Annotated in this window: 20 protein-coding genes; 12 read left to right on the top strand and 8 right to left on the bottom strand. The window is 72.8% G+C overall.

What is annotated here, in order from left to right:
* Positions 1-16: 16 nt before the first annotated feature.
* From L6E12_RS02910 to ssd, 4 genes are all read right to left on the bottom strand, one after another.
* Complete coding sequence (locus L6E12_RS02910; protein ID WP_236226300.1) at positions 17-706, bottom strand: type II secretion system F family protein; 690 nt, start codon at positions 704-706, stop codon at positions 17-19.
* A 280-nt stretch (positions 707-986) separates the two neighbouring features.
* On the bottom strand, positions 987-1,778 hold the full coding sequence (locus tag L6E12_RS02905) for a type II secretion system F family protein (RefSeq protein WP_236226299.1): 792 nt from the start codon (positions 1,776-1,778) through the stop codon (positions 987-989).
* 159 nt (positions 1,779-1,937) lie between these two features.
* Positions 1,938-3,104 carry a TadA family conjugal transfer-associated ATPase gene (locus tag L6E12_RS02900; protein WP_236226298.1) on the bottom strand — a complete coding sequence of 389 codons (1,167 nt, stop codon included), beginning with the start codon at positions 3,102-3,104 and terminating at the stop codon, positions 1,938-1,940.
* Between the two features lie 23 nt (positions 3,105-3,127).
* Complete coding sequence (ssd, locus tag L6E12_RS02895) at positions 3,128-4,225, bottom strand: septum site-determining protein Ssd (RefSeq protein WP_236226297.1); 1,098 nt, start codon at positions 4,223-4,225, stop codon at positions 3,128-3,130.
* A 521-nt stretch (positions 4,226-4,746) separates the two neighbouring features.
* Between ssd and L6E12_RS02890 the strand changes: the two genes are divergently transcribed.
* The 6 genes from L6E12_RS02890 to L6E12_RS02865 all read left to right on the top strand — a co-directional run bounded on the left by L6E12_RS02890 (position 4,747) and on the right by L6E12_RS02865 (position 13,043).
* A complete protein-coding gene (locus L6E12_RS02890) occupies positions 4,747-5,556 on the top strand; it encodes an HAD-IB family hydrolase (protein ID WP_236226296.1) in 810 nt (269 codons plus the stop codon).
* Positions 5,557-6,088: 532 nt separating this feature from the next.
* A complete protein-coding gene (locus L6E12_RS02885; RefSeq protein WP_236226295.1) occupies positions 6,089-7,921 on the top strand; it encodes a glycoside hydrolase family 3 protein in 1,833 nt (610 codons plus the stop codon).
* Positions 7,922-7,927: 6 nt separating this feature from the next.
* Positions 7,928-9,217, top strand: a complete 1,290-nt coding sequence (locus tag L6E12_RS02880; RefSeq protein WP_236226294.1) for an exo-beta-N-acetylmuramidase NamZ domain-containing protein — start codon at positions 7,928-7,930, stop codon at positions 9,215-9,217.
* A 10-nt stretch (positions 9,218-9,227) separates the two neighbouring features.
* A complete protein-coding gene (locus tag L6E12_RS02875) occupies positions 9,228-10,982 on the top strand; it encodes a serine hydrolase (RefSeq protein ID WP_236226293.1) in 1,755 nt (584 codons plus the stop codon).
* 166 nt (positions 10,983-11,148) lie between these two features.
* Positions 11,149-12,069, top strand: a complete 921-nt coding sequence (locus L6E12_RS02870) for a MurR/RpiR family transcriptional regulator (protein ID WP_035287251.1) — start codon at positions 11,149-11,151, stop codon at positions 12,067-12,069.
* Between the two features lie 44 nt (positions 12,070-12,113).
* Positions 12,114-13,043 (top strand): N-acetylmuramic acid 6-phosphate etherase, encoded by a 930-nt coding sequence (locus tag L6E12_RS02865; RefSeq protein ID WP_236226292.1) that lies wholly within the window; start codon positions 12,114-12,116, stop codon positions 13,041-13,043.
* Here L6E12_RS02865 and L6E12_RS02860 read toward each other — a convergent pair.
* Positions 13,033-13,770 carry an oxidoreductase gene (locus tag L6E12_RS02860; protein ID WP_236226291.1) on the bottom strand — a complete coding sequence of 246 codons (738 nt, stop codon included), beginning with the start codon at positions 13,768-13,770 and terminating at the stop codon, positions 13,033-13,035. The two genes, L6E12_RS02865 and L6E12_RS02860, sit on opposite strands and share 11 nt — an antisense overlap.
* Before the next feature lie 92 nt (positions 13,771-13,862).
* Here L6E12_RS02860 and L6E12_RS02855 point away from each other — a divergent pair, with 92 nt between their 5' ends.
* Positions 13,863-14,444, top strand: coding sequence for a GNAT family N-acetyltransferase (locus L6E12_RS02855; RefSeq protein WP_236226290.1), 582 nt, complete (start codon positions 13,863-13,865; stop codon positions 14,442-14,444).
* A 401-nt stretch (positions 14,445-14,845) separates the two neighbouring features.
* Here L6E12_RS02855 and L6E12_RS02850 read toward each other — a convergent pair whose 3' ends face one another.
* Together L6E12_RS02850 and L6E12_RS02845 are read right to left on the bottom strand one after the other, a co-directional pair.
* Positions 14,846-16,093, bottom strand: a complete 1,248-nt coding sequence (locus L6E12_RS02850; RefSeq protein WP_236226289.1) for a GGDEF domain-containing protein — start codon at positions 16,091-16,093, stop codon at positions 14,846-14,848.
* Positions 16,094-16,445: 352 nt separating this feature from the next.
* Positions 16,446-17,642, bottom strand: coding sequence for an MFS transporter (locus L6E12_RS02845; protein WP_236226288.1), 1,197 nt, complete (start codon positions 17,640-17,642; stop codon positions 16,446-16,448).
* A 255-nt stretch (positions 17,643-17,897) separates the two neighbouring features.
* Between L6E12_RS02845 and acs the strand changes: the two genes are divergently transcribed.
* Complete coding sequence (acs, locus tag L6E12_RS02840; protein ID WP_236226287.1) at positions 17,898-19,877, top strand: acetate--CoA ligase; 1,980 nt, start codon at positions 17,898-17,900, stop codon at positions 19,875-19,877.
* A 148-nt stretch (positions 19,878-20,025) separates the two neighbouring features.
* The gene (locus L6E12_RS02835) at positions 20,026-20,745 is read left to right on the top strand and encodes a VIT family protein (protein WP_236226310.1); all 720 of its coding nucleotides are present in this window, start codon (positions 20,026-20,028) and stop codon (positions 20,743-20,745) included.
* Here L6E12_RS02835 and L6E12_RS02830 read toward each other — a convergent pair.
* The gene (locus L6E12_RS02830; protein ID WP_236226309.1) at positions 20,742-21,473 is read right to left on the bottom strand and encodes a 1-acyl-sn-glycerol-3-phosphate acyltransferase; all 732 of its coding nucleotides are present in this window, start codon (positions 21,471-21,473) and stop codon (positions 20,742-20,744) included. The genes L6E12_RS02835 and L6E12_RS02830 overlap by 4 nt on opposite strands.
* Before the next feature lie 234 nt (positions 21,474-21,707).
* On the opposite strand from L6E12_RS02830, the gene L6E12_RS02825 reads away from it, so the two are divergent.
* The 3 genes from L6E12_RS02825 (at position 21,708) to aspS (ending at position 24,796) form a co-directional block, all read left to right on the top strand.
* Positions 21,708-22,205, top strand: coding sequence for a phage holin family protein (locus tag L6E12_RS02825; RefSeq protein WP_236226286.1), 498 nt, complete (start codon positions 21,708-21,710; stop codon positions 22,203-22,205).
* Positions 22,206-22,213: 8 nt separating this feature from the next.
* Positions 22,214-23,152: an alpha/beta fold hydrolase gene (locus L6E12_RS02820; protein ID WP_236226285.1), complete on the top strand. Its 939-nt coding sequence runs from the start codon at positions 22,214-22,216 to the stop codon at positions 23,150-23,152.
* Between the two features lie 354 nt (positions 23,153-23,506).
* Complete coding sequence (gene aspS / locus L6E12_RS02815; RefSeq protein WP_236226284.1) at positions 23,507-24,796, top strand: aspartate--tRNA(Asn) ligase; 1,290 nt, start codon at positions 23,507-23,509, stop codon at positions 24,794-24,796.
* The last annotated feature ends 14 nt before the right edge of the window (positions 24,797-24,810 follow it).

Here is a 24,810-nt window from a genome sequence, read left to right as displayed (position 1 = left end):
TGTCAGATCGGTGGTGTCAGAACTGGGTGGACAACCGGGCCACCAAGCCGATGACCACGGGCGCGACCCCCAGGCAGAGGAAGGCGGGGAGGAAGCACAGCCCCAGCGGACCGGTGACCCGCACCGCCGCGCGCTGGGCCTTCTCCTCGGCCAGGTCGGTCGCCTGCTCGCGCACCCCCGCCGCCAGCGCCCGGGCCACCCCGGCGAGTGCTGCCCCGGAGCGGGTGGTGCGGCGGGCACCTCGGGCCAGCTCGGCGGTCTCCGGGCAGGCGAGGGCCACGGCCCACGCGCCCGCCGGGTCGGCACCCATGGCGAGCAGGTCGGCGGTGTCGCGGAGGACGATCCCCGCCCGCTCGGGCAGGTCGCCCGCCACCACCCGCACCGCGGTGGGCACCGGCATCCCGGAGGTGAGGCAGGCGGCGAGCAGGTCCCACCCGGCCGCCAGCCCGAGCCGGTCCACCGGCGGCGGCCGGGGCCGCAACAGCCGCACGGCACCCCACCACGCACCGACCCCGACCGCGATCCCGACCCCCACACCGGCGTTCACCGCGACGGCAGCCCCCACCGCGACCCCGGCCACCACCGGCAACGGCACCCGCCACCGCCGACGGACGACCCCGCCCACCCCCGCCAACCGCTGTCCGGCCCGACCTGGCGGAACCGCGACCACCACCGCGACGGCCAACAGGAGGAACGACAGGCCCATCACGGGACCCCCGTCGCCGCCCGCGCAGCACCACCAGCGCCTGCTCCCGGCACCGGACCCATCCCACAACCTCCCGGTTCGTCCCCGGTGCGAGCACCGCACAGCCGCAAACGCGACCACCGCAACAACAGGTTCATCACACGACCTCCCGATTCACCTCGAATGCAAGCGCCGCACCGCCGCGAGCGCGACCATCGCGACACCGGGCTCATCACACGCCCCCGTTCGTTTCGGATGCGAGCGCCGCACCGCGGCGAGCGCGACTGCCGCGGCACCGGGCTCATCGGAAGACCACCTGGCCGGTCAGGTGCGACGTCCAGGCGACACCTGCCGCGGCGAGCGCGACGCCGAGCACCAGGAGGACCTGACCCACCGGTGTGGCGAACACCGCCAGGGGTGCGGCGCCCATGGCCTCCCCGAGGAGGACACCGAGCACCGGCAGCGCGGCGAGGACGGCGGCGCTGGTCCTGGGACCCGCCATCCTGGCGTCGACCTGGCGGGCGAAGCGGGCCCGGTGGTCGAGGTCGCGGCGGACGGCGTCGAGGACCTCGACCAGGGGGAGGCCGTGGCGGCCCGCCAGGTCCCACGCCCGGCCGACTCGCCGGGTGGCGGCGGACAGGGTGGCCGGGAGTTCCGCACGGGCCAGCGCGGCACCGACGTCACCCCCGAGCCGGGCCGCGGCTGCGGCGGCGCGCATGGCCTTGGCCGCGGCCGGGTCGGCGTCGACGGCGGCGTGCTCGGCCGCGGTGGCGGGGTGCGCGCCCGCGGCCAGCTCCGACACCAGGGCCCGCACGGATTCGGCGAACCCCTCGACCCCGGCCAGGGTCTCGCGCGACCGCCGCCGGGCCAGTCGACCACGCCACACGCTCACCCCGGCGATGCAGGCGGCCACCGCCCCACCGACGCCGAAGGGAACCCACCCCACCAGCCCGCACCCGGCGGCGACCAGCACCGTGCGCGGTCGAGGCGGCGCCCACCGACGCACCCGCGGCCCCCGCAACGCCCGCAACCTCCGCGCGGCAGCACCGGACGGCCACGACAGCACCGCCCCGGCCACGAACGGCAGACCCAACACGTCCCACCCCCCACGCACCCAGTTCGCACTTGATCCACAAAGGACATATGACGAAACCGATCCACCAGACCGTCCTGCCCCGCCCGAACCGCCCGGCCCCGCTCGAGTCCCCCGCTGTCGGAACAGCCGCTCTCGAAGCGGTCTCGATGACTGCCATCAGCCGCCGCACGGTCGACCCCCTCGACCGACCAGGAGGCGGTCCAGGTCGACACGCCCCTCGGCCCACTCACCCGCGCGCCACACCGGGCGCACTGCCACGCTCCCCGCCGGGCGGACCACCACGCCGATCTCGGTGAGGCGCCGCTCGCCGGTGCCCAACCGTCTCATGTGGAGGATTACGTGGACGGCCGCGGCGAATTGGCTGTGCAGAGCGGTTCGGGACAGGCCACCCAGGGCGGCCAGGGCCTCCAGCCGGGCAGGCACTTCAGCGGGGGCGTTGGCGTGGACCGTTCCGGCGCCGCCGTCGTGACCGGTGTTGAGCGCGGACAGGAGGTCGCAGACCTCGGCGCCGCGGACCTCGCCGACGACGATGCGGTCGGGACGCATGCGCAGGCCCTGGCGCACCAGGTCGCGGAGGGTGACCTCGCCCGCGCCCTCGACGTTGGGCGGGCGGGCGAGGAGCCGGACGAACTGGGGGTGCCCGGGCTCCAGCTCACCCGCGTCCTCGACGCAGACGATCCGCTCGGTGGCCGGGACCCGACCGAGGAGACCCGCCAGCAGGGTGGTCTTCCCGCTGCCGGTGCCGCCGGAGACCAGGAACGCCAAGCGGGCCGTGATGATCGCGTCGAGGAGGTCGTGCACGGTGTCGTCGAAGGTGCCCAGGGCGCGGAGGGCGGTGAGGTCGTGGGAGGCGGGGCGCAGGACGCGCAGGGACAGGCAGGTTCCCGCCGCGGCGATCGGGGCGAGGACGGCGTGCATCCGGACCCGGCCGCCGGTGGTGGGCAGCCAGCCGTCGACGTAGGGCTGGGCGTCGTCGAGCCTGCGGCCCGCGGACATGGCCAGGCGCTGGGCGAGCCTGCGGACGGCGTCCTCGTCGGCGAAGCGGACGGCGGTGCGGCGCAGGCCGTCCGCGCCGTCGACCCAGACCTGGTCGGGCCCGGTGACCAGGACGTCGGTCGTGGCCGGGTCGCGCAGCAGCGGGTCCAGCGGTCCGGCGCCGACGAACTCCTGCTCCAGCAGGGTGAGCGCGGCGAGCACGTCGCCGTCGCCGAGGACGCCGTCGGCTTCCGCGCGCACGGCCTCGGCCACCGCGGCCGCGGACATGTCGGCTTCCCGGCCCGCGAGGCGGGTGCGGACCCGGTCGACGAGGTCGAGGGCAGCCATGGGAACTCCTTTCGCAACGGGGGTCACGCGCGGGTGAGGAAGGGTCGGGCTCGCGGTACCCGCGAGCCCGGTGGGTCGGCGAGGGCGCGCAGGACGGCCCGGGCCGCCCGGGCGATGGAGCCGCTGAGCCGGAACCCGCCGTTCTCGATCGAGTGCGCGAGAACGGGATCGGTCTTGACCGACGCCAGCAGCGGCAGCCCGACCGCCTCCGCGATCGCGTTCGGGCTCAGCGCCGACGGCCCGGGGACCCGGACGACCAGACCGGGCCGCACGCCGCGGTCGGCCAGGTGTGCAACGACCCGGCGGGTGGCCGAGGCGGCGCGCAGCTCGGCCGGGGCGATGACCACGGTGAGGTCAGCCCGGTCGAGGGCGGCGTGCGCGGCCGGGTCGGGCGCCCGCGGCAGGTCGCACACCACGGTCTCGCCGCCCCGCCTGCCCGCGTCGACCACGGCCGCCACCGCCTCGGGCGCCGGGCCGTCGCCGTCGCGGGCGCTGGAGAGCAGCGTCAGCCTGGCCCCGGACCGGGTGTGGCCGGGCAGCGCGGAGCGCAGGCTGGACACCGGGACGCGCCCCGACCGCAGCCGGACGTCCGGCCACCGCAGGCCGGGTTGGTCCTCGGCCGAGAGCACCAGGTCGAGACCGCCGCCCAGGGGGTCGCAGTCGACCAGCAGCGTGCCCGCGCCCAGTTCCAGCGCCGACAACCCGAGCGCGGCGGCGAACGTGGACGCGCCTGCCCCGCCCCGGCCGCCGACCACCGCCAGCACCCGGCCCGCCGTGCCCGCGGGGGCGTCGGCCGCGTCGGCGAGGGCACCGACCAGCCAGGTCTGCCCGGCGGGCAGCTCCACCACCCTGGCGACCCCGACACCGACCGCCTGCTCCCACAGCGCGGGCGGCGGTGGGCCGGTGGCGACCAGCACGACCGCTTCCCGCCGGGGCAGCGCCGCCGACCGGCACCGCGCCACCGCCTCCTCGTCCAGGACGACCAGCGGCGCCACCGACCAGCGGGCGCGCAGCGCGGCGATGTCCGCGACCCGCTCGACCTCGGTGCCCGCGGCGGCGGCCAGGCGCAGCACCTCGTCGAGGACGGTGGTGTCGTGGACGCAGACGACCGGACGGTCCATGGTTCCCCCTCTTGCCGGTCGGCCCTCGGATCGGGCCGCTGACACCAGGATCGGGAGGGCGAGGGCGGCGGGAAAGGGACGCCGAGAACCTGTGGAGGGATTTCGGGGGATGTGGACAACCGGTTGGCGGCGAACCGGGATTGTCGGTCCGCCGTGCGATGCTCGGGAGGGGTCCCGCGTGTGCCGGTGTTGACTGAGCCGGGCTGATCAGGCAGCCGAGACAGGCCGGGCGAAGGCCCGGAACTGGGAAAACAGCCCGGAAGCAGGGGGGACCCGCCGGGAGGGGTGCGGGTAAAGGGACGACCCCCGCCAGGGGGGAGGGGCGGGGGTCGTCAGAGGTTCAGCCCCGGGGGGTCGGACTGAACCAACCCGGCGCGAACGCCGGGTACCGATACTGTATCCCCTCCACGGGGTCGCATGGGCATCAACGGGCGAGAACACCCCGCCGAGTTCGCACCCGTGCCCTGTACGTCGCGCGCGCCATCCGCCATCCGGGTCGTCGATCTCCCTATGCTGGCGCCGTGACAGCCCCCGGCAGCCCCGACGGCCCCGGCGCGACCGGTCGGGTGGCCGCGTTCTTCGACCTCGACAAGACCGTGATCGCCACGTCCAGCGCGCTGGCGTTCAGCAGGCCGTTCTTCCAGGGCGGGCTGATCAACCGGCGCGGGGTGCTCAGGAGCGCCTACGCGCAGTTCGTCTTCGCCGCCTCCGCCGCCGACGCCGACCAGGTCGAGCGGATGCGCGCACACCTCACGTCGCTGTGCGCGGGCTGGGACGTGGAGCAGGTGCGCGGGATCGTCGAGGAGGCGCTGCACGACATCGTCGACCCGCTGGTCTACGCCGAGGCGGCGGAACTGGTGGCCGGGCACCGGGCCGACGGGCACGACGTGGTGATCGTGTCTGCCTCCGGCGCGGAGATCGTCGCGCCCATCGCGGCGATGATCGGGGCCACGCACAGCGTCGGCACCGAGATGGTCTCCGTCCGCGGCCGCTACACCGGTGAGATCTCCTTCTACTGCTACGGCGCGAACAAGGTGACCGCGATGCGCGAGCTGGCCGAGCGCAACGGCTACGACCTGACCGCCAGCCACGCCTACTCCGACTCCAGCACGGACCTGCCGATGCTCGAGGCGGTCGGACATCCGGCGGTGGTCAACCCCGACCGCGGGCTGCGCAGGGTGGCGGCCGAACGGGCGTGGCCGGTGCTGACCTTCACCAAGCCGGTGTCCCTGCGCTCGCGGTCGTCCACGGCGGTGGCCGCGATCGGGATCGGCGCGGTGGCCACCGCGGGCGCCGCCTGGTACGGACTGCACCGGATGCGCAGGCGCTGATCGCTTCTGTTGCCTCGCAAGGGAGTGGAGTCCCTCGCCCGGGGGACTCCCCGTGCACGGAACGTCGTATTCGACCGCGTGCCGCGTCTTGACCGGTGCACCCGAAAGAGCTCTTGAAGTGAGCTGGCTCACTGAGTAGAAAGGGAGGTGCGGACCTCGAGACCGGCCAGGGACCAGGCGAAGAGAAGCCCGGCGCCACCCCGATCCGAGCTCCGTGCGCGGACACCGGAGCACCCACGCGCAGCACGCCGCGGGAGGCATGTCGTCTAGGGCCTGCGGACCGGGACGCCGGGCGCCTAGGCCAGAGTTGTACGACACAGTTGCACGCTTGGTAGTCCGAGATGTTCGCGCTGACGGATGTGGGCGGTCCCGCTCTTCGGAGCGGGACCGCTCGATCTGTGTTCGGCCACGGTGCGCCGAGTTGTCCACAGGGCGCGCGTGGCACCGTTGACAGGTACACGGAGATCGTGGATAACTTGCCGGTGAACACTTGTTCTTGGTGAACAAGTTTCGGCACACCCAGGAGGCCGTGGTGCCCGTTCACCGCCTGTTCCGCCGGACCCTCACCGCGTCGGCGGCCACCCTGACCGTCGTCGCGCTCGCCGCGCCCGCTTCGGCCGCGCCCGAACCGCCCGTCCCGGTCGCCGACGCCGAACCGTCGCTGGTGTCGGCGTGGACCGAGGCGCTGCTGCGCCGGATGCCTCTGGAGCAGAAGGTCGGCCAGATGCTGGTCGCCACCGTGTGGGGCAAGTCCGCGGACGAGGTCCACCCGACCAACCGCGCGCGCTACGGCGTGGACACCCCGGCCCAGGTGGTGCAGAAGTACCAGGTCGGCGGGGTCATCTACTTCAACAACAGCGGCACGGACAACATCGAGGGCCCGCAGCAGGTGGCCGCCCTCTCCAACGGCCTGCAGCGCGCCGCGCTCAGCTCCGCGCCGCACCTGCCGCTGGTCGTCAGCATCGACCAGGAGGGCGGCAACGTCACCCGGATCGAGGCCCCGGCGACCGAGTTCCCCAGCAGCATGGCGGTCGGTGCGGGCCGCAGCGCCGCCGACGCCCGCACCCTGGCCGCGATCAGCGGCCGCGAGCTGCGCGCGATGGGCGTCAACCAGGACTTCGCCCCGGTCGCCGACGTCAACTCCAACCCGCTGAACCCGGTGATCGCCGCCCGGTCGTTCTCCGCGCACCCGGACCTGGCGGCCGAGCTGGTCGCCGCCGAGGTGCGCGGCTACCAGGAGGGCGGCAGGCCGACCGAGGCGGTGTCGTCCTCGGCCAAGCACTTCCCCGGCCACGGCGACGCGGCCACCGACAGCCACACCGGCCTGCCGGTGATCTCCCGGACGGCGGACCAGTGGCGGGCGGTGGACCTGCCCCCGTTCCGGGCGGCCATCGACGCGGGCATCGACTCGATCATGACCGCGCACATCCAGTTCCCCAGCCTGGACCCCAGCGGGGTGCCCGCCACCCTGTCCCGGCCGATCCTGACCGGCATCCTGCGCGGGGAGCTGGGCTACCGGGGTGTGATCGTCACCGACTCGATGGGGATGCAGGGCGTGCGCGACATGTTCGGCGACGCCGAGGCCGCGGTGCGCGCGGTGGAGGCGGGTGCCGACCAGCTACTGATGCCGCCGGACCTGACCCTGGCCAAGGAATCCGTGCTCGCGGCCGTGCGCAGCGGGCGGCTGACCGAGCGGCGGATCGACGAGAGCGTGCGGCGGGTCCTGGCGCTGAAGTGGAAGCGCGGCATCTTCGCCCGGCCGTTCGTCGACCAGCGCGCGGTGGCGACGCGGGTGGGAACGCCGGACCACCTCGCCGCGATCCAGCGGCTGACCGACAAGACCACCACGGTGCTGCGCAACGACAATGGCGTGCTCCCGCTGACCGCCGCACCGGCGAAGGTCCTGGTCGCGGGCGTCGGCGACACGGTGACCCAGGCGAACTCGCCGAACAACCTGGCCAGGAGCATCACCGCCCGCGGCTCGACGGCGACTCCGCTGGCGACCGGTCTCAAACCGGGTGCTGAGGTGATCTCCTCGGCCGTCACCGCCGCGCGGGAGTCGGACCTCGTGGTGCTGCTGACGAACAACCTCTCCGCGAACACCCAGCAGCGGACGCTGTTGACCGAGCTGCTCAAGACCGGCACACCGGTGGTGGCCGTGGCTGCGCAGGTGCCCTACGACGCCGGTTTCGTCGACGCGCCGACCTGGGTCGCCACCTACTCGTGGCGCGCGGTCTCGTTGGAATCGCTGACGAAGGTGCTCTTCGGCGAGGTCGAGCCGGTCGGCAAACTCCCGGTGGACGTGCCGGACGGTGCCGACCCGTCGACCATCCGGTACCCGTTCGACCACGGTCTGGGCTGGTAGCCGGACATGGACAGGCGACGTTTCCTCACCGCGTCGGCGCTGGCCGCCCCGCTGCTGTCCGCGGCGGCGAGCCCGGCAACGGCGACCCGGCAGCACGAGCAGCAGGACCCGCAGGGGCAGCCGACCGGTCCCGGCCGGGTCACCGCGGGGGCCGACGTGCTGGCCGCGCAGGGGTGGCGGTCGCTGGCGGACAAGAAGGTCGGCGTCGTGTCGAACCCGACCGGTGTCCTGCGCGACGGCACGCACCTGGTCGACTCCATGGTGGCCGCCGGGGTGCGACCGGTCGCCGTCTTCGGCCCGGAGCACGGGTTCCGCGGCACCGCGCAGGCGGGTGGGTCCGAGGGCGACTACCTCGACCCGCGGACCCGGCTGCCGGTGTACGACGCCTACGGCGCCACCGCGGCGAAGCTCGCCGGGCAACTGACCAAGGCGGGTGTCGACACCGTGCTGTTCGACATCGCCGACATCGGCGCCCGCTTCTACACCTACGTCTGGACCATGTACACGGCCATGCACGCGGCGGCGCTGACCGGCGCCGCGTTCGTCGTGCTCGACCGGCCCAACCCGGTCGGCGGCGAGGCGTTCGGCCCCACCCTGGACCCGGCGTACGCCTCCGGGGTGGGGCGCAAGCCGATCGCCCAGCAGCACGGCATGACCGTCGGCGAGCTGGCGGGCCTGTTCGACGCCGAGTTCCTGCCCGCCGACACCGGCGGCAAGCGGTTGCCGCGGCTGGAGGTCGTGCGCGTGCGGGGGTGGCGGCGCGACCAGCTCTTCGCCGAGACCGGGCAGCAGTGGGTCATGCCGAGCCCGAACGTGCCGACCGAGCAGACCGCGCTCGCCTACCCCGGCACCTGCCTGTTCGAAGGCACGGTGTTCTCCGAGGGCCGGGGCACCACCCGCCCGTTCGAGGTCATCGGCGCCCCCGGGGTCGACTGGCGGTGGGCGGAGGCGCTCAACGCACTCGGGCTGCCCGGTGTGCGGCTGCGCGAGCACCACTTCGTGCCGACGTTCGGCAAGTTCGTGGGCGAGGCGTGCGGCGGGGTGCAGGTGCACGTCACCGACCCGCACCGGTTCGACTCGATCCGCACGGCGATCGCGATGATCGTGACCGCCGGGCGGGTGCACCCGGACGCGTTCGGCTGGCGACCGGACAACTACGTCGACAAGCTCTCCGGCTCCGACCGGCTGCGCCGGATGGTGGACGCGGGCGCGGGGGTCGACGAGGTCGTCGGCGCGTGGGGATCGGAGCAGGCCGCCTTCCGCGGTCTGCGGCGCGAGTACCTGCTCTACCGGTGAGGTGGGTGCGATGGCCTGGAGAACACGCGGCGGCGCGGCGGTCCTGTGCCTCGCGCTGGTGGCGACCGCGGTCGCGGGCAGCGCGGTAGCGGTGACCGGACACCCGGACGACGAGCGCGCGGCGGGGCGCTTCGACCTGCCGCGGCGCGGGTTCGCCCCCGCCGACACCGTGCTGCGGCCGGGCACGCCGGAGTCGGTGGGCCTGGACCCGGCGCCGATCCGCGCCGCGGGTGAGGCGATCGCGGCGTGGACCGGACCGTCGCCGACGACGCCGCTGTTCCCCGGTGCGGTCAGCCTGCTGGTGCACCACGGGACCGTCGTGCACGAGCAGGCAGTGGGCCAGGCGCTGCGCTACGCCGACGGTGCGGGCACGGAGCTGCCCGCCGAGCAGCAGGTGCCGGTGCGCGCCGACACCGTGTTCGACCTGGCGTCGGTGAGCAAGCTGTTCACCTCGCTGGCCGTCATGTGCCTGGTCGAGGACGACAGGCTCAAGGTCGACCGGCGGGTGGCGGGCTACCTGCCGGAGTTCGGGGTCAACGGCAAGGAGCAGATCACCGTCCGGCAGCTCCTGACGCACACCTCGGGCCTGGAGCCGTTCATCCCGCTGTGGCGCGACTGGCCGGACGAGCCTTCGCGGATCAAGGCGGTGATGGACCGGGCGCCGGTCAACCCGCCTGGCTCGTCGTACGTGTACTCGGACCTCAACCTGATCACCCTCGGCGTCCTCGTCGAACGGCTCAGCGGCCGCTCCCTGGACGCCTTCGTGGCCGATCGGATCACCCGACCCCTGGGCCTGGTCGACACCGGCTACAACCCGCCCGCGAGCAAGCTGGACCGGGTCGCGGCGACGGAGTTCCAGAGCACTCCCCCGCGCGGGGTGGTGCGCGGGCAGGTGCACGACGAGAACGCGTGGTCGCTGGGCGGGGTGGCCGGGCACGCCGGGGTGTTCTCCACCGCGGCCGACCTCGCCGTGCTGGGCCAGGCGATCCTCAACGGCGGCAGCTACGCGGGCAGGCGGGTCCTGCGGCCGGACACGGTCCACACCATGCTCACCAACTTCAACGGGGACTTCCCCGGCAACGACCACGGCCTCGGCTTCGAACTGGACCAGCGCTGGTACATGGGCGGCCTGTCCGGTCCGCGCACCGCGGGGCACACCGGTTTCACCGGGACGTCGCTGGTCATCGACCCGGCCTCGCGCTCCATCGCGATTCTGCTGACCAACAGGGTTCATCCGTCCCGCAACCGGGGATCCATCAACATGGCACGCGAACGGTTGGCGAGCGGTTTGGCCTCGGCGATGGCCGTGCACCCCAGGCACGGCCCGGACGCCTGGTTCGCCCCGCCGGTGGACGCGACGACGGCCACGCTGACGACTCCACCGCTGACCTCGCGGGGTCCGCTGCGGGTGCGCTTCGACGCCTTCGTCGACACCGACGACGCCGACTGGCTCGCCGTGGAGTCGAGCGCGGACGGGCAGGCGTGGCAGCGGATCCCGTTGCGCGCCTGGGGAACCGGCGCGCCAGTAGACCAAACGGAGTTACTGGCGGGTTCGGGACACCGCAGTTGGTGGACGGTTGACGCAATCGTGCCGGGTGGCGACGGCATAACTTTGCGCTGGGTTTCGACTACGGACAGTCGTTACACCGGTCGAGGAATCCTGCTGGACGGGATAGTCGTAACCGACGGTGATCAAATGCTGCTCAACGGTGAGAAAGAACCCCACTTGATGCGGCCGCTCGGGTGGCGCGTCCAAACTCGTTGAGGGTTGGACGCTAACAAACAGCACTCGACCAGCGATTCCGTGGGCAAGCCCCACGAAGGGCCACGGCGGTTGCGGACACATTTGGGTTGCGTTGCCTCCAGATGTCATGCAGCACCTTGATCTACCCCCTAACTGTTAGTAAGTTTCCCACGTGAGTGCGAGTGACATGACGACAGCAGAACACAGCGAGGCAAGCCCGTTGGTCCGCATTCGCTCGCTCCTGCCCGGCCTGGCCAGAGCAGAGCAGCGAGTGGCCAAGGTGGTGCTCGACAGCCCCCACACCGTGGCCCGGCGCAGCATCACCGAGGTCGCCGAGGCCGCCGGTACCAGCGAGACGACGGTGACCCGGTTCTGCAAGGCGATCGGCGTCGGGGGCTACCCCGAGCTGCGCATCGCCCTCGCGGCCGACACCGCCCGCTCCGAGGCGCGGGTCGACCGCGACCTGGGCGGTGAGATCGCCCCCGAGGACGACCTCAAGACCGTCGTCGGCAAGGTCACCTTCGCCGACGCCCGCGCGGTCGAGGAGACCGCCGAGCAGGTCGACATCGCCGTGCTCGCCCAGGTCATCGAGGCCGTCGCCACCGCGGGCCGGGTCGACGTCTACGGCGTGGGCGCCAGCGCCTTCGTCGCCGCCGACCTGCAGCAGAAGCTGCACCGCATCGGCCGGGTCTGCTTCGCCTGGAACGACACGCACATCATGCTGACCTCCGCGGCCGTCCTGAACACCGGCGACGTCGCGGTCGGCATCTCGCACACCGGCGCCACCGCCGACACCGTCGAGGCACTGCGCGTGGCCAGGGAGCACGGGGCCACCACGGTCGCCCTGACGAACTACCCGACGTCGCCGATCGCCGAGGTCGCCGACCTCGTGCTCACCACCGCCGCGCGGGAGACGACCTTCCGCTCCGGCGCCACCGCGAGCCGCATCGCGCAGCTCACCGTCGTGGACTGCCTGTTCATCGGCGTGGCCCAGCACCACCTGGACCAGTCGATCAAGGCACTCGACTCGACCCGCGACGCGGTCGGCCCGCACCGCCTGGAGACCAGGCACGACGGCCGCCGCAAGCCGCGGGAGACCGGCAAATGACCAGGGGTGCGCGGGTTCGCGCCGCCGAGGAGGGGGACGTTTCCATGACCGTGCCACGCCAAGTGGTCCATGTCGAATCCCCCACGGAGCGGCGCAACCCGCGCACCGCCGAGATCGATCGGATGTCCACCCTGGACATCCTGCGCACGATCAACACCGAGGACCACGTGGTCCCCGGCGCGGTCGCCGCCGCGTTGCAGCACCTGAGCCGGGCGGTCGACTCGGCCACCGAGGCGCTGCGCGATGGCCACCGCGTGCACTACGTGGGCGCGGGCACCTCGGGCAGGCTGGCGACGCTGGACGCCGCCGAGCTCAAGCCCACCTTCAACATCCCCGACGACTGGTTCCAGGTGCACCACGCCGGTGGCGCGGGCGCGCTGCGGAACGCCGTGGAGGGCGCCGAGGACGACGACCGCGCCGGTGCCGCGGAGATGGTCCGCGACGTGCGCCCCGGTGACTTCGTGCTGGGCCTGGCCGCCTCCGGCCGCACCCCGTTCGTGATCGGCGCCCTGGCCGCCGCCCGGGAGATCGGCGCGACGACCGCGCTGGTGTCGAACAACCCCGACGCGGCCCGTCCCGCCGGGGTCGACATCCACATCACCGTCGACACCGGCCCCGAGGCCATCTCCGGCTCGACCAGGATGAAGGCGGGCACGGCGCAGAAGATCGTGCTGACCGCGTTCTCCACCGCCGTGATGATCAAGATGGGTCGCACGTACTCGAACCTGATGGTCAGCATGCGGGCCAGCAACGCCAAGCTGCGCGGCCGCACGCTGCGCATCCTGCGCGAGGCCACCGGCCTGGACCAGCAGGAGTGCTCGGCGGCGCTGACCGAGGCCCAGGGCGACCTCAAGGTGGCCATGGTCCACCTGCTCTCCGGTGTCAGCGTCACCCGGGCGAGCAAGGCGCTGGCGGACTCCAACGGCCACGTCCGGCAGGCCCTGGGGCTGCTGAACGCGGGCGCTACTGCGTGACGGCGGCCTCGGCGATGCCGGTGGCCTCCTTGGCCCCGGCCTCCAGGGCCTCGCAGCAGAACACGATCCAGGCCGCGACCCCCTCCGGGCCGCCGTCGGCGAACCCGTCGGCGGCCTCGCGGTAGCGCTCGGCCCGGCGCATGAAGAACACCTCGGGCACGGCCAGCCCCTTGGGGTCCAGGCCGGTCTGGATGGTGGTCAACCGGGCCGCCGCCCGCGCCACCACCCCGTCGGCCGTCCCGAACGGCCGCAGCGCCAGCAGCTCCCCGTGCACGACGGCGCTCAGCACCGGTCCCGGCGCCTTCGACCCGCCCGCGACCAGACCGGCCAGCAGGTCGAGCCTGCTCGCCACCCCCAGCCCCTCGCGGGGCCGCCCCAGCGCGCTGTCGTCGGCCCCCAGGTCGGCCGCCGCGAGCACGTGCAGCCGCGCCAGCGCCTGCATGGGTGCCCGCTCCCAGGTGGAGAGCAGCGGCCCCAGCGCCTCGGCGACGCGCAGCGCGCCCGCCGTCACCGGGTTGGTGACCCCACCCTCCTCGGGGATCTCCGGGTCGCCGCCGTCGAGCACGGCCGAGGCCCGCGCGGCCCGCACGGACGCCTCGGCGGACGTCGCGGGCCACCCCCGGCGGTTCGTCGGGTGCCGGTGCACCACGGCCACCGACTCCCTGGCGAGGCGGACGGCTTCGGCGACACCGGGCAGGTCCAGCAGCGGAGCCAGGGGATCGGTCACGGTCCGGACACTACCGGCCGACAAGTGGCCTTACCGAACTGACCAGTAGTGGCCATTCCGGTGAGGCCACTTCGCGCTCTAGCGTGGGTGCGGTGAGCACGTGGCGAGAGCAGAGGACCCTGACCGGCAAGCACGTCCGCCTGGAACCCCTGACCCTGTCCCACGCCCCCGGCCTCCTCGCCGCGGGCGAGGACCCGGACGTGTGGACGTGGCTGGGCAACACCCGGCCCACCACCGTCCCCGAGATGGAAGCCCTCATCACCAGGGCGCTCGCGGACCCGGGGCGCCTCGCGTTCGCCCAGATCTGCACCGGGACGGGCGAAGCGGCGGGCACGACGTCCTACTACGACATCGACGAGCGGCACCGGGGCATCGCCATCGGCCACACCTGGATCGGTTCCCGCTGGCACCGCACCGGCCTGAACACCGAGGCGAAGCTCCTGCTGCTCTCGCACGCCTTCGACCACCTCGGGGCGATCCGCGTCGCCTGGCACACCGACCACCGCAACGAGCGCTCCCAGCGGGCGATCGAGCGCCTCGGCGCCCGGCGCGAGGGCGTCCTGCGCTCCCACCGGATCCGCCCCGACGGCACGATCCGGGACACCGTCACCTACTCCGTCACCGCCGAGGAGTGGCCCGCCGTCCGCACCGCCCTGACCGCCAAGCTGCGCTGATCCCCAACCCGCCAACGTATCCCCGACACCCCGAACCCCGCTCGAACCATCCACAGGCCCGGGGTTCCCCCGAATTCCACACTACCGGGTGGCACCGACGAAAACCGCCGCTCGGCGCCAGTTGTCCACAGCCCCAGGGGAACCCCCGAATTCCACACTACGGTGTGGCCACGACAAAAGAGCGCGCGCGGAGTGGAGTTGTCCACAGCCCTGTGGGTAACTTCGCCCGGTGTGAGACGGGGAGAAACGGCTCCCGGTCGGCGGGTGGACCAGTGCAGGCTCACGGGTCGGGCAGGTAGCGGGAACAGTCCGGGGGGCTCCGGCAAAAGCGGCTCGACTGCGGGATCAGGCGGTGGCGGTTGACCGGTCCGGGTCCGATGGGGCGCCTGGCGCTAACGGGGTCAAGGCCGGTCGAAAGTCGGCTCGCGGGCGGCGCGGGGACCGGGGAGGGGCATTGACGGAGTAATCCGAATTTGGTTGCGGCCGCCGTTCTTCGCCTCGGACAGGGCTTGGTCCGCGTGCTCCTGCAACGCCGCCAGGTCCGTTCCGTGCTCGGGTGAGAGCGCGATTCCCCCGGAGATCGTGAACCCCGCCTCGACCTCCGTGCGCCCACCCGCGGCCCGGGTGAGCTCCACCGTCATGTTCTCCACCGCGTCCCGGATCCGCTCCGCGATCGCCCAGGCGTCGACCCTGGAGGTGCTCGGCAGCAGGACCGTGAACTCCTCACCGCCCCAGCGGCAGACCAGGTCGTCGCGGCGCACACTTGCCCGCAGCACCACCGCGAGCGCCTTGAGCACCTCGTTCGCCCCGAGGTGGCCCAGGCGCGAGTTGACCTGCTTGAAGCGGTCCAGGTCGAACATCATCACCGCCGTCGGCCTGCGGCGGGCCTGGTCGGCGACCAGGGCCAGCATCGCCGCGGGGTTGAACCCCCGCTGGTTCGCCAGGCCGGTCAGCGGGTCGTGCAGGGCGTCGACCTCGAGGCGGTCGCGTTCCTGCTCCAACTGCTCGATGCGCTGGGTGTGCCTGGTATAGCCGATCACCACACCGGCGAGGGCGAACAGGAGCAGCCCGTAGGCGACCCCGGCGGCCCAGGCGGCGATGAGGCCCAGGCACAGCGTGATGAGCAGGTCGGCGTTCTCCTTGCGCTCGCCGAGGATCGAGATCCACTGCCAGTCGCCGCGCAGGCCGCGGGCGAGGCCGATGACGACGGTCTGCGCGGCGTAGTAGGCGGCGAAGGCGGCCAGCACCGCCAGGCCCGCCGAAATGACCTGATCGGGTGGCACGGGGGCGCCGCGGATCCAGGCGTGCACCGGGGTGGCGGCGGCGATCGCCTGGGCCGCCAGGGCCGACGAGGTGATCGCGGAGGTGGTGAACAGGTATCGACCGGGTGGTTTCCTGGCGATGAAATACCGTCGCAAGCGGATGATCAGCACCAGTGCCACGACCAGGGGGACCGGCAGCACGAACGCCCCGGCGCACGTCCAGACCCCGGTGTGGTCGATGTGCTCACCGCCCAGGTGGGCCGCCCGGCGGCGCTCCTCGGCGGGGCGCGTGGCCTCCATGTGCAGGATGGCGAAGCCGGTCAGCAGCGCGAACAGCCGCAGTGACAGGGAGTCCGGCGCACCCGAGGTGGCGGTGCCGAGGACCACCCAGGTGAGGATCCCGGCCTCGGTGGCAAGGATCCAGACCAGGCCCAGCCGGGTCGTGTGCGCGACCAGATCCAGAGAAGTGAGCCGTCGCGCTAGGGGGACACCGGACAAGCGGCCGCGCTGAGGGCTTGTCAGACTGGGCATTGTCCCCCTTTGAGACAGACGGGACACTGCTTGTGGCGCACATTCGGGCCGCCACGTCCGGGAGTTCTGAATTCGAGCTGGAGGCATCCCCATGCGCAACCGCGAGTACTGAGACGCATCCCGAGAGCGATCGCTCTCGTCGACTTTTCGATTGGCAGGACCCCCGAGGAGGAAGCCGCAATGCGCAATCGTGAGTACTGAGCCTCGATCACGCGATCACCTCCCTGGGCAGGCCGGACCTCCCTCGGTTCCAGACGAAGCCCGCCACAGCGCAGCCTACGGTGCCAATCGCGCCCGCAAGCGCGATCGTGACAGCGGCTGAGCCGAAAACCTCGGTCAGCACACCCCCGAGGAGCACGCTGAGCCCTTGACCGGCCCGCAGGCCGGTGCGCACCATCCCGGTCGCCCGACCCGTCACGGCGTCGGGCAGCAGTTCCACGTAGGCCGACTTGGCCAGGATCTGGTACGCCGCACCGAGCCCGGAGATCGCCAGCAGTAGCGCGGCGAGCACGGGGTGTGGTCTGGCGGCGAAGAACACGAGTGCGCCCAGGCACAGCAGGGAGAGTGGCGCGATCAGCGCGTTGCGCGATTCCCTGGACCTGCCCGAGCGGCAGAACAGGTAGGCGCCCAGGACGAGGCCGAGCGGATCGGCCGCGAGGAGCAGTCCGATCGTCCACGTCGGAGCATTCAGCTCGTCGACCAGCGGCACGATCAGCCCGTGCGGCAGGACGGTGAGCGCGGCGAGCAGGGACAGTGCGGCAACCGCGCGGCGCCGGGGGTCCGGAAGGAGCAGTCCGCCCGCGGCGACCGCCGTGGTCCGCGCGGCCGGACGGTCGAGCAGGCCGAATCGCAACACGAGCGCGGCGGCGACGAAGGTGACCGCGTCGATGACCAGCGCGGGGGTCGTGCCGAGGAACCCGACCACCGCGGCGGCCCCGGCGAGGCCCGCGAGCTGCCCCACCTCGCGCAGCGTCGTCAGCCGGGCCTGGCCCGCGGCGAGGTCGTCGTTGCCGAGGATGACCCGGGCCTGCGCGGTCTGCGCGGCCTTGAACGGGGCCTGCGCGGCCGCCTCGAGCGCGACGCAGGTGGCGACCAGCGCGATGGGCGCCCCGGGGATGGCCATCACCCCGACGAGCAGCGCCTGGCTGAGGGTGGCGGCCACCATCACCGCGCGCCGGGGGAACCGGTCGGCGAGCCCGGACAGCAGCGGGCCCGCGACGATGTCGGGCAGGAAGGTCAGGGCGTAGGTCAGCGCGGTGAGGGCGGCCGAGGAGGTGCGCTGGTAGACCAGCACCGAGATGGCCACCCTGGCGAGCTGGTCCCCGGCCACGGACTGGGCTTCGGCGATCCAGAGCGCGCGGAACTCGCGACTGGCGAGGGGGGTCCCCCGGTCAACACCACCCATCGTCACACCCCTCGTCCACGGCGTTCCCCCGAGTCGACCACGGTATGTCCCCACCAGGCTACTTTCCGCAGATTCGGATGAGCACAGCCGAACGGAGCATGCCGCGGCCGATCGGACCAGTCCGACATTGGGCCGTATTGGTCTACACCTATCCATTCGTGGACTGTCGGACCGCGCCGCATCCCACTAGATTCGGTACCGACGACCGGCCCGCGCCCGCCACCGATGCCGGATACCACCGAGGAGGTCTCGTCCATGACCGAGCAGTCCGGTCAAGGCCCAGCGCTGGACAACCTGTCCACCGAGAGCCGGGTCTTCCCGCCCAGCGCGGCGTTCACGGAGACGGCGAACGTGGGCGAATCGGCCTACGCCGAGGCCGACGCGGACCGGGAAGCGTTCTGGGCCGAGCAGGCGTCCCGACTTTCCTGGGAAACCGAGTGGTCCCAGGTACTCGATTGGACGAACGCCCCGTTCGCCAAGTGGTTCGTCGGCGGCAGGCTCAACGTCGCGGTGAACTGTGCCGATCGTCACGTCGAGGCGGGGCACGGCGAGCGCGTCGCCATCCACTGGGCCGGCGAGCCGGGTGACTCCCGCACGATCACCTACGCCGAACTCACCCGCGAGGTCTGCCGGACCGCCAACGCGCTGACCTCGCTCGGGCTGGTCGCGGGCGACCGGGTGGCCATCCAGATGCCGATGCTCCCCGAGGCCATCTTCGCCATGCTGGCCTGCGCGCGGCTGGGCCTGGTGCACTCGGTGGTCTTCGGCGGCTTCTCCTCCGCCGCGCTGCGCTCGCGCATCGACGACGCCCAGGCCCGGGTGCTGATCACCTCCGACGGGCAGTACCGCCGGGGCAAGCCCGCGCCGATGAAGGACAACACCGACGAGGCGACCGCGCACACCCCGTCCATCGAGCACGTGGTCGTGGTGCGCCGCACCGGCACCGACGTGCGGTGGACCGAGGGCCGGGACCTGTGGTGGGACGAGCTGGTCGGCGGGCAGCCCGACGTGCACGAGGCGGAGGCATTTGACGCCGAGCACCCGCTGTTCATCCTCTACACCTCCGGCACCACCGGCAGGCCCAAGGGGATCCAGCACACCTCCGGCGGGTACCTGACGCAGGCCGCCTACACCCACCACGCGGTCTTCGACCTCAAGCCGGAGGAGGACGTCTACTGGTGCACCGCCGACATCGGCTGGATCACCGGGCACACCTACATCGTCTACGGACCACTGGCCAACGGCGCGACGCAGGTGGTCTACGAGGGCACCCCGAACACCCCGCACGAGGGGCGCCACTGGGAGATCATCCAGCAGCACAAGGTCACCATCTACTACACCGCACCCACCCTCATCCGCACGTTCATGAAGTGGGGCGCGGAGATCCCGGGCCGGTACGACCTGACGTCGCTGCGCGTGCTCGGGTCGGTGGGCGAGCCGATCAACCCGGAGGCGTGGATCTGGTACCGGGAGACCATCGGCGCCGGGTCGACGCCGATCGTCGACACCTGGTGGCAGACCGAGACCGGCGCCATCATGATCAGCCCGCTGCCCGGTGTCACGGCCACCAAGCCGGGGTCGGCGCAGCGGCCGCTGCCGGGCATCAGCGCGAAGGTCGTCGACGAGGCGGGCGCGGAGGTGCCGCACGGCTCGGGCGGCTACCTGGTGCTGGACCAGCCGTGGCCGTCGATGCTGCGCGGCATCTGGGGTGACGAGGAGCGCTTCCGCGACACCTACTGGTCGCGCTACGCCGAGCAGGGCTTCTACTTCGCGGGCGACGGCGCGAAGTACGACGCCGACGGCGACGTGTGGCTGCTGGGCCGGGTGGACGACGTGATGAACGTGTCCGGCCACCGCATCTCCACCACCGAGGTGGAGTCCGCGCTGGTGTCGCACCCGACGGTCGCCGAGGCCGCGGTCGTCGGCGCCACCGACGCGACCACCGGCCAGGGCATCGTGGCGTTCGTCATCCTGCGCGGCAGCGCGACCGCCGACGCCTCCACAGTGAAGACGCTGCGCGACCACGTGGCGGCGGAGATCGGCCCGATCGCCAAGCCGCGGCAGATCCTGGTGGTCAACGAGCTGCCGAAGACCCGCAGCGGCAAGATCATGCGGCGGTTGCTGCGCGACGTGGCCGAGAACCGCGAGGTGGGCGACACCACGACGCTGGCCGACAGCACCGTGATGGACCTGATCTCGTCGGGCCTCAAGAGCAGCGCGAGTTCCGAGGACTGACCGAGTGCGAGTGGCCCCCGGAACACCCGTTCGGGGGCCACTCGCATTTTCAGGACAGGCTCCGCCAATTCAGCTTTGCCTATCCTGACGTGGTCGAACTTACCCGGCCGGACCATTCCCGGTGTGCCACGATTCGACCGTGACGCAGATGGACGAGCAGGCCCCCGGACACGGCGTCGAGCCGCACGCCGACGGGCTCAACAGCAGGCTGAACTGGCTCCGCGCCGGGGTTCTCGGCGCCAACGACGGCATCGTGTCCACCGCGGGTCTGGTCGTCGGCGTGGCCGGGGCCACCGCGGACCGGACCACGATTCTGCTCGCCGGATTGGCCGGGCTGGTCGCGGGCGCCCTTTCCATGGCGGGCGGGGAATACGTCTCGGTGAGCACCCAGCTCGACACGGAAAAGGCCGCCCTGCGCAAGGAGGAGCGGGAACTGGCGACGATGCCGGAAGCCGAGGAACGCGAACTCGCCGACATCTACCAGGACAAGGGGCTGTCCCCCGAATTGGCCCGGCAGGTGGCGCACGAGCTGTCGGAGAAGGACGCCCTGCGCGCGCACGCCGAGGCCGAACTCCAGATCGACCCGGACGACCTGACCAACCCGTGGACCGCCGCGTGGGTGTCGCTGCTGTCGTTCTCGGTCGGCGCGCTGCTGCCGCTGCTGGCCATCACGCTGCCCCCGGTGGGCGCCCGGGTCTGGGCCTGCGCCGCGGCCGTGGTGCTCGGCCTGGTGGTGACCGGCGCCGTCTCCGCGCGGCTCGGCGGCGCCCGGAAGCGGCCCGCGGTCGCCCGCAACGTCGCCGTGGGCTGCCTGGCGATGGCCGTGACCTACGGCGTCGGCCTGGCCTTCGGCGTCACCGTCGGCTAGGCGGCGCCGGAGGGCCTGCTGTCGCCCGGGGGCTGCTCGCCGCGCAGGTCGGCGAGCAGCTCGGTGATCGCGTGCATGATCCGCTTGGTGGCCTCGTCGAGGGTCTCGCGGTCGACGGACGTCAGGTCGGAGAGGTCCACCGGCTCGCCCGCGACGATGTCGACGGTCCTGCGCGGGAGCAGCCGGGGGAACCACGCCGTGGACGGCAGCAGGTCGTGGGTGCCCCAGTTGACCACCGGCACCACGGGTACCCCGGTCTCCAGCGCCACCCTGGCGACCCCGTTCTTCACCCGCTCCGACGGCCAGTTGTCGGCGTTGTCGGAGAAGCCCGCCTCCGGGAAGAAGATCACGCACTCGCCGCGCCGGGCGGCGTCCACCGCGTTGCGGTAGGCGTCCCGCGCGCGGACCGTGCCGCGCTCGACGGGGATGTGCCCACCGCCGTCGAGCACCCTCCCGACGACCGGCATCTGCCAGAGGTCCGCGCGGGCCAGGTAGCGCGGGATGCGCCCGCGGGTCAGCGCGTACGCGGTCACGGTGACCGGGTCGGCGTAGGAGAGGTGGTTCGAGGCCAGCAGCACGGGGCCGGTCCGGGGCAGGGTGCCGCGGAAGCGGAGCCGGGCCGAGAGCGCCAGCAGCGGCCAGATCAGGTCGATCGCGAAGCTGTACCAGAACCCGCGGCCGCGCCGCGGCACCCGGAACATCAGCGCCAGCGCGTGCCACAGGCCCATCGGCCGTTCGGTGTCCACCCGCCAATCTTCGGGCACCGGTCCCGCGGCGGGTCGGCCGGGCCGGGCGGAACCGGCAGGTCCCCGGCACCCCCGCGCCCGGTGTGCCGCCGGTCTCGGCGGTGGCCGCCGCACCGCTGATCCGCGGGAGCAAGGCGCACCGGCCGGGTTGATCACCCGGCACAAGAAACACGCGGGAGCCCGCCCGCCCGGTAAGCCGGGGGTCGGCATGGCACCATGTCGCAGGTGACCAGCGCGCACGGAAACGCAGGCGGGGACCGCGACGGCTCGGGATTGCCGCCCGTCCCCTCGATCCCCCTCGCCGACGACCTGGCCCTGGCGGCCGCGTCCGACCAGTCCATCGGGACGTTGGTCAAGGACGCGACCACCCACCTGTCGACGTTGGTGAGAGCCGAGGTCGAGCTGGCGAAGTCGGAGGTCACCGGCGAGATCAAGAAGGGTCTGCGCGGGTCGATCTTCTTCATCATCGCCCTGGTGATCCTGCTCTACAGCTCGTTCTTCCTGTTCTTCGCCCTCGCGGAGCTGCTGGCCGACATCGGCCTGGTGCGCTCGGCGGCGTTCGGCATCGTGTTCGCCGCGATGCTGCTGTTCGCGGGCCTGTTCGGGTTCCTCGGCTACCGCAAGGTCAAGGCGATCCGGGCGCCGAAGCGCACGATCGACACCATGAGGGACAACGCCGCCGTGCTGTCGCGGCGCGGCGAGCGCTCCGACTGACGCGCCCAGTGTCGGCCGCACCGGATCCGTCGACCGTCCGCGTCGACGGGCCGTGGGCGCACCGCGACGTCTACGCCAACGGCATCCGCGTGCACGTCGCGGAGACCGGTGAGGGTCCGCTGGTCCTGCTGCTGCACGGGTTCGCCGAGTTCTGGTGGACCTGGCGGCACCAGCTCACTGCCCTGGGCGACGCCGGGTTCCGCGCCGTGGCGGTCGACCTGCGCGGCTACGGCGACTCGGACAAACCGCCGCGCGGCTACGACGCCTGGACGCTGGCGGGCGACGTGGCCGGGCTGGTCGGGGCGCTCGGGGAGACCCGCGCGCACCTGGTCGGCCACGGCTGGGGCGGTCTGCTCGCCTGGACCGTCGGCACCCTGCACCCGCGGGTCGTCCGCTCCATCAGCACCGTCTCCGCCCCGCACCCGCTGGCCCTGCGCGGGCAGATCCGCCGCACCGCGCTGCGCCGCAGGTCGCGCAACCAGGCCCGCGCGCTGGGCCACGTGTTCCGCGCGCAGGTGCCGGTGTTCCCCGAGCGCTGGCTGACCCGCGACCGCGCCGCGGTGGTCGAGACCCTCATCCGCCGCTGGGCGGGCCCGGACTGGCAGCGCACCCCGGACTTCGTCGAGTCGGTCAGCCGCTGCCGCGACGCGATGCTCGTGCAGGGCACGGCCCACTGCTCGCTGGAGTACTACCGCTGGGCGGCCCGGTCCCAGCTGCGCAGCGAGGGGCGGCGCTTCACCGAGGCCCTCTCCCGGATCGTCGACGTCCCCGCCCAGCAGCTCTACGGCGCCGAGGACCCGTGCGTGCTCCCGCGTTCCCGGGAGGCCTCCGCGCCGTGGGTGCGCACGCACATCCGCCACGACATCCCGGGGACCGGGCACTTCCCGCACGAGGAAGACCCGGAGACCACCAACGCCCTGCTGACGATGTTCCTCCGCGGAAACTGACGGCGGGAAATTGACGGCGGGAAATTGACGGCGGGAAATTGACGAGCGCCGGGCCCCTCCCCGCGCCTACTCTGCTGCGCAACGCGTAGACGGAGACGAGTAACCGGGGACCACGCGGGCCCAGAGAGCCGCCGGTAGCTGAGAAGGCGACCCCGCGCCCCCGGTGAAGACCCTCCCGAGTGCGGGGAGGAACGGCGGCCGCAGTCGGTGGCCCGCCCCATGCCCCGCCGGTTCGCCCCCGTGACCGGGCCCGCGAGGCTGTCGCCCCGTGCGGCGGTGAAAGTGCGGTGGCACCGCGAGTTCCCTTCTCGCCCGCACTCCCAAGGGATCACCCCATGTCCACGAGGAGTGGTGATGATCTCTCGTACCCTGGCCGCCGAGCTGCCGACGCGGGTCGGCCGACCCGTGTCGGTTGCCGGTTGGGTCCACCGGCGACGAGCCCTGAAATCGGTGTCCTTCCTGGTGCTGCGCGACCGCACCGGGCTGGCCCAGGTCGTGCTGCCCGCCGCGGCCGACCTCCCGCCCGAGGAGACGGTGGTGCGGGTGAGCGGGCTGGCGACGGCCAACCCGCAGGCCCCCGGCGGCGTCGAGATCACCGACGCGGTGGTCGCGGCGCTGTCCGAGCACGCGACCGCGCCGCCGTTCGACCTCTACCGCCCGGTGCTCGGCGCGACGCTGCCGGTGGTCCTCGACAACGCGGCCGTCGCGCTGCGCCACCCGAGGCTGCGGGCCCGGTTCGCGGTGACCTCGGCGAGCACCGCCGGGTTCCGCTCGGCGCTGGACGGCGCGGGCTTCACCGAGGTGCACACCCCCAAGATCGTCGGGTCGGCGACCGAGTCCGGCGCGAACGTCTTCGGCCTCGACTACTTCGGCGGGCGGGCCTTCCTGGCGCAGTCACCGCAACTGTTCAAGCAGGTCCTGGTGGGCGTGTTCGAACGGGTCTACGAGGTCGGACCGGTGTTCCGGGCCGAGCCGCACGACACCACCCGGCACCTGGCGCAGTACACCAGCCTCGACGCCGAGCTGGGGTTCGTCGCCGACCACCGCGACGTCATGGCCGTGCTGCGCGACACCGTGGCGGGCATGCTGGCCGCCGTGGCCGACCGGGCGGCCGACGCGCTGGGTCTGCTGGGGGTGGAGCTGCCCGGGGTCCCGGCGGAGATCCCGGTGGTCCACTTCACCGAGGCGCAGGAGCTGCTGGCCCGGCACACCGGCGAGGACCCGCGCGGCGAACCCGACCTCGCGCCCGCGCACGAGCGGTGGCTGTCCGACTGGGCTTCACGCACCCACGGCTCGGACTTCCTCTACGTCACCGGGTACCCGATGGCCAAGAGGCCCTTCTACACACACCCCGACCCTGAACGGCCCGAGTACTCCAACAGCTTCGACCTGCTCTTCCGGGGTGTGGAGCTGGTGACAGGGGGTCAGCGGCTGCACCGGTACTCCGACTACCTGACCGCGCTCTCCGCGCGCGGGCAGGACCCGGAGCCCTACCGGGGCTACCTGGACGCCTTCGCCCACGGGATGCCGCCGCACGGTGGTTTCGCCATCGGGCTGGAGCGCTGGGCGGCCCGCTTGCTCGGCCTGCGCAACGTCCGGGAGACGACCCTGTTCCCCCGCGACCTCAACCGCCTCCACCCGTGACCGGGAGCGGGCCC

It is taken from the genome of Actinokineospora sp. PR83 (assembly GCF_021056305.1).
GTDB lineage: Bacteria > Actinomycetota > Actinomycetes > Mycobacteriales > Pseudonocardiaceae > Actinokineospora > Actinokineospora spheciospongiae.
Note: the sequence above shows the minus strand (reverse complement) of the source record. Positions and strands in the feature narration are given on the sequence as shown.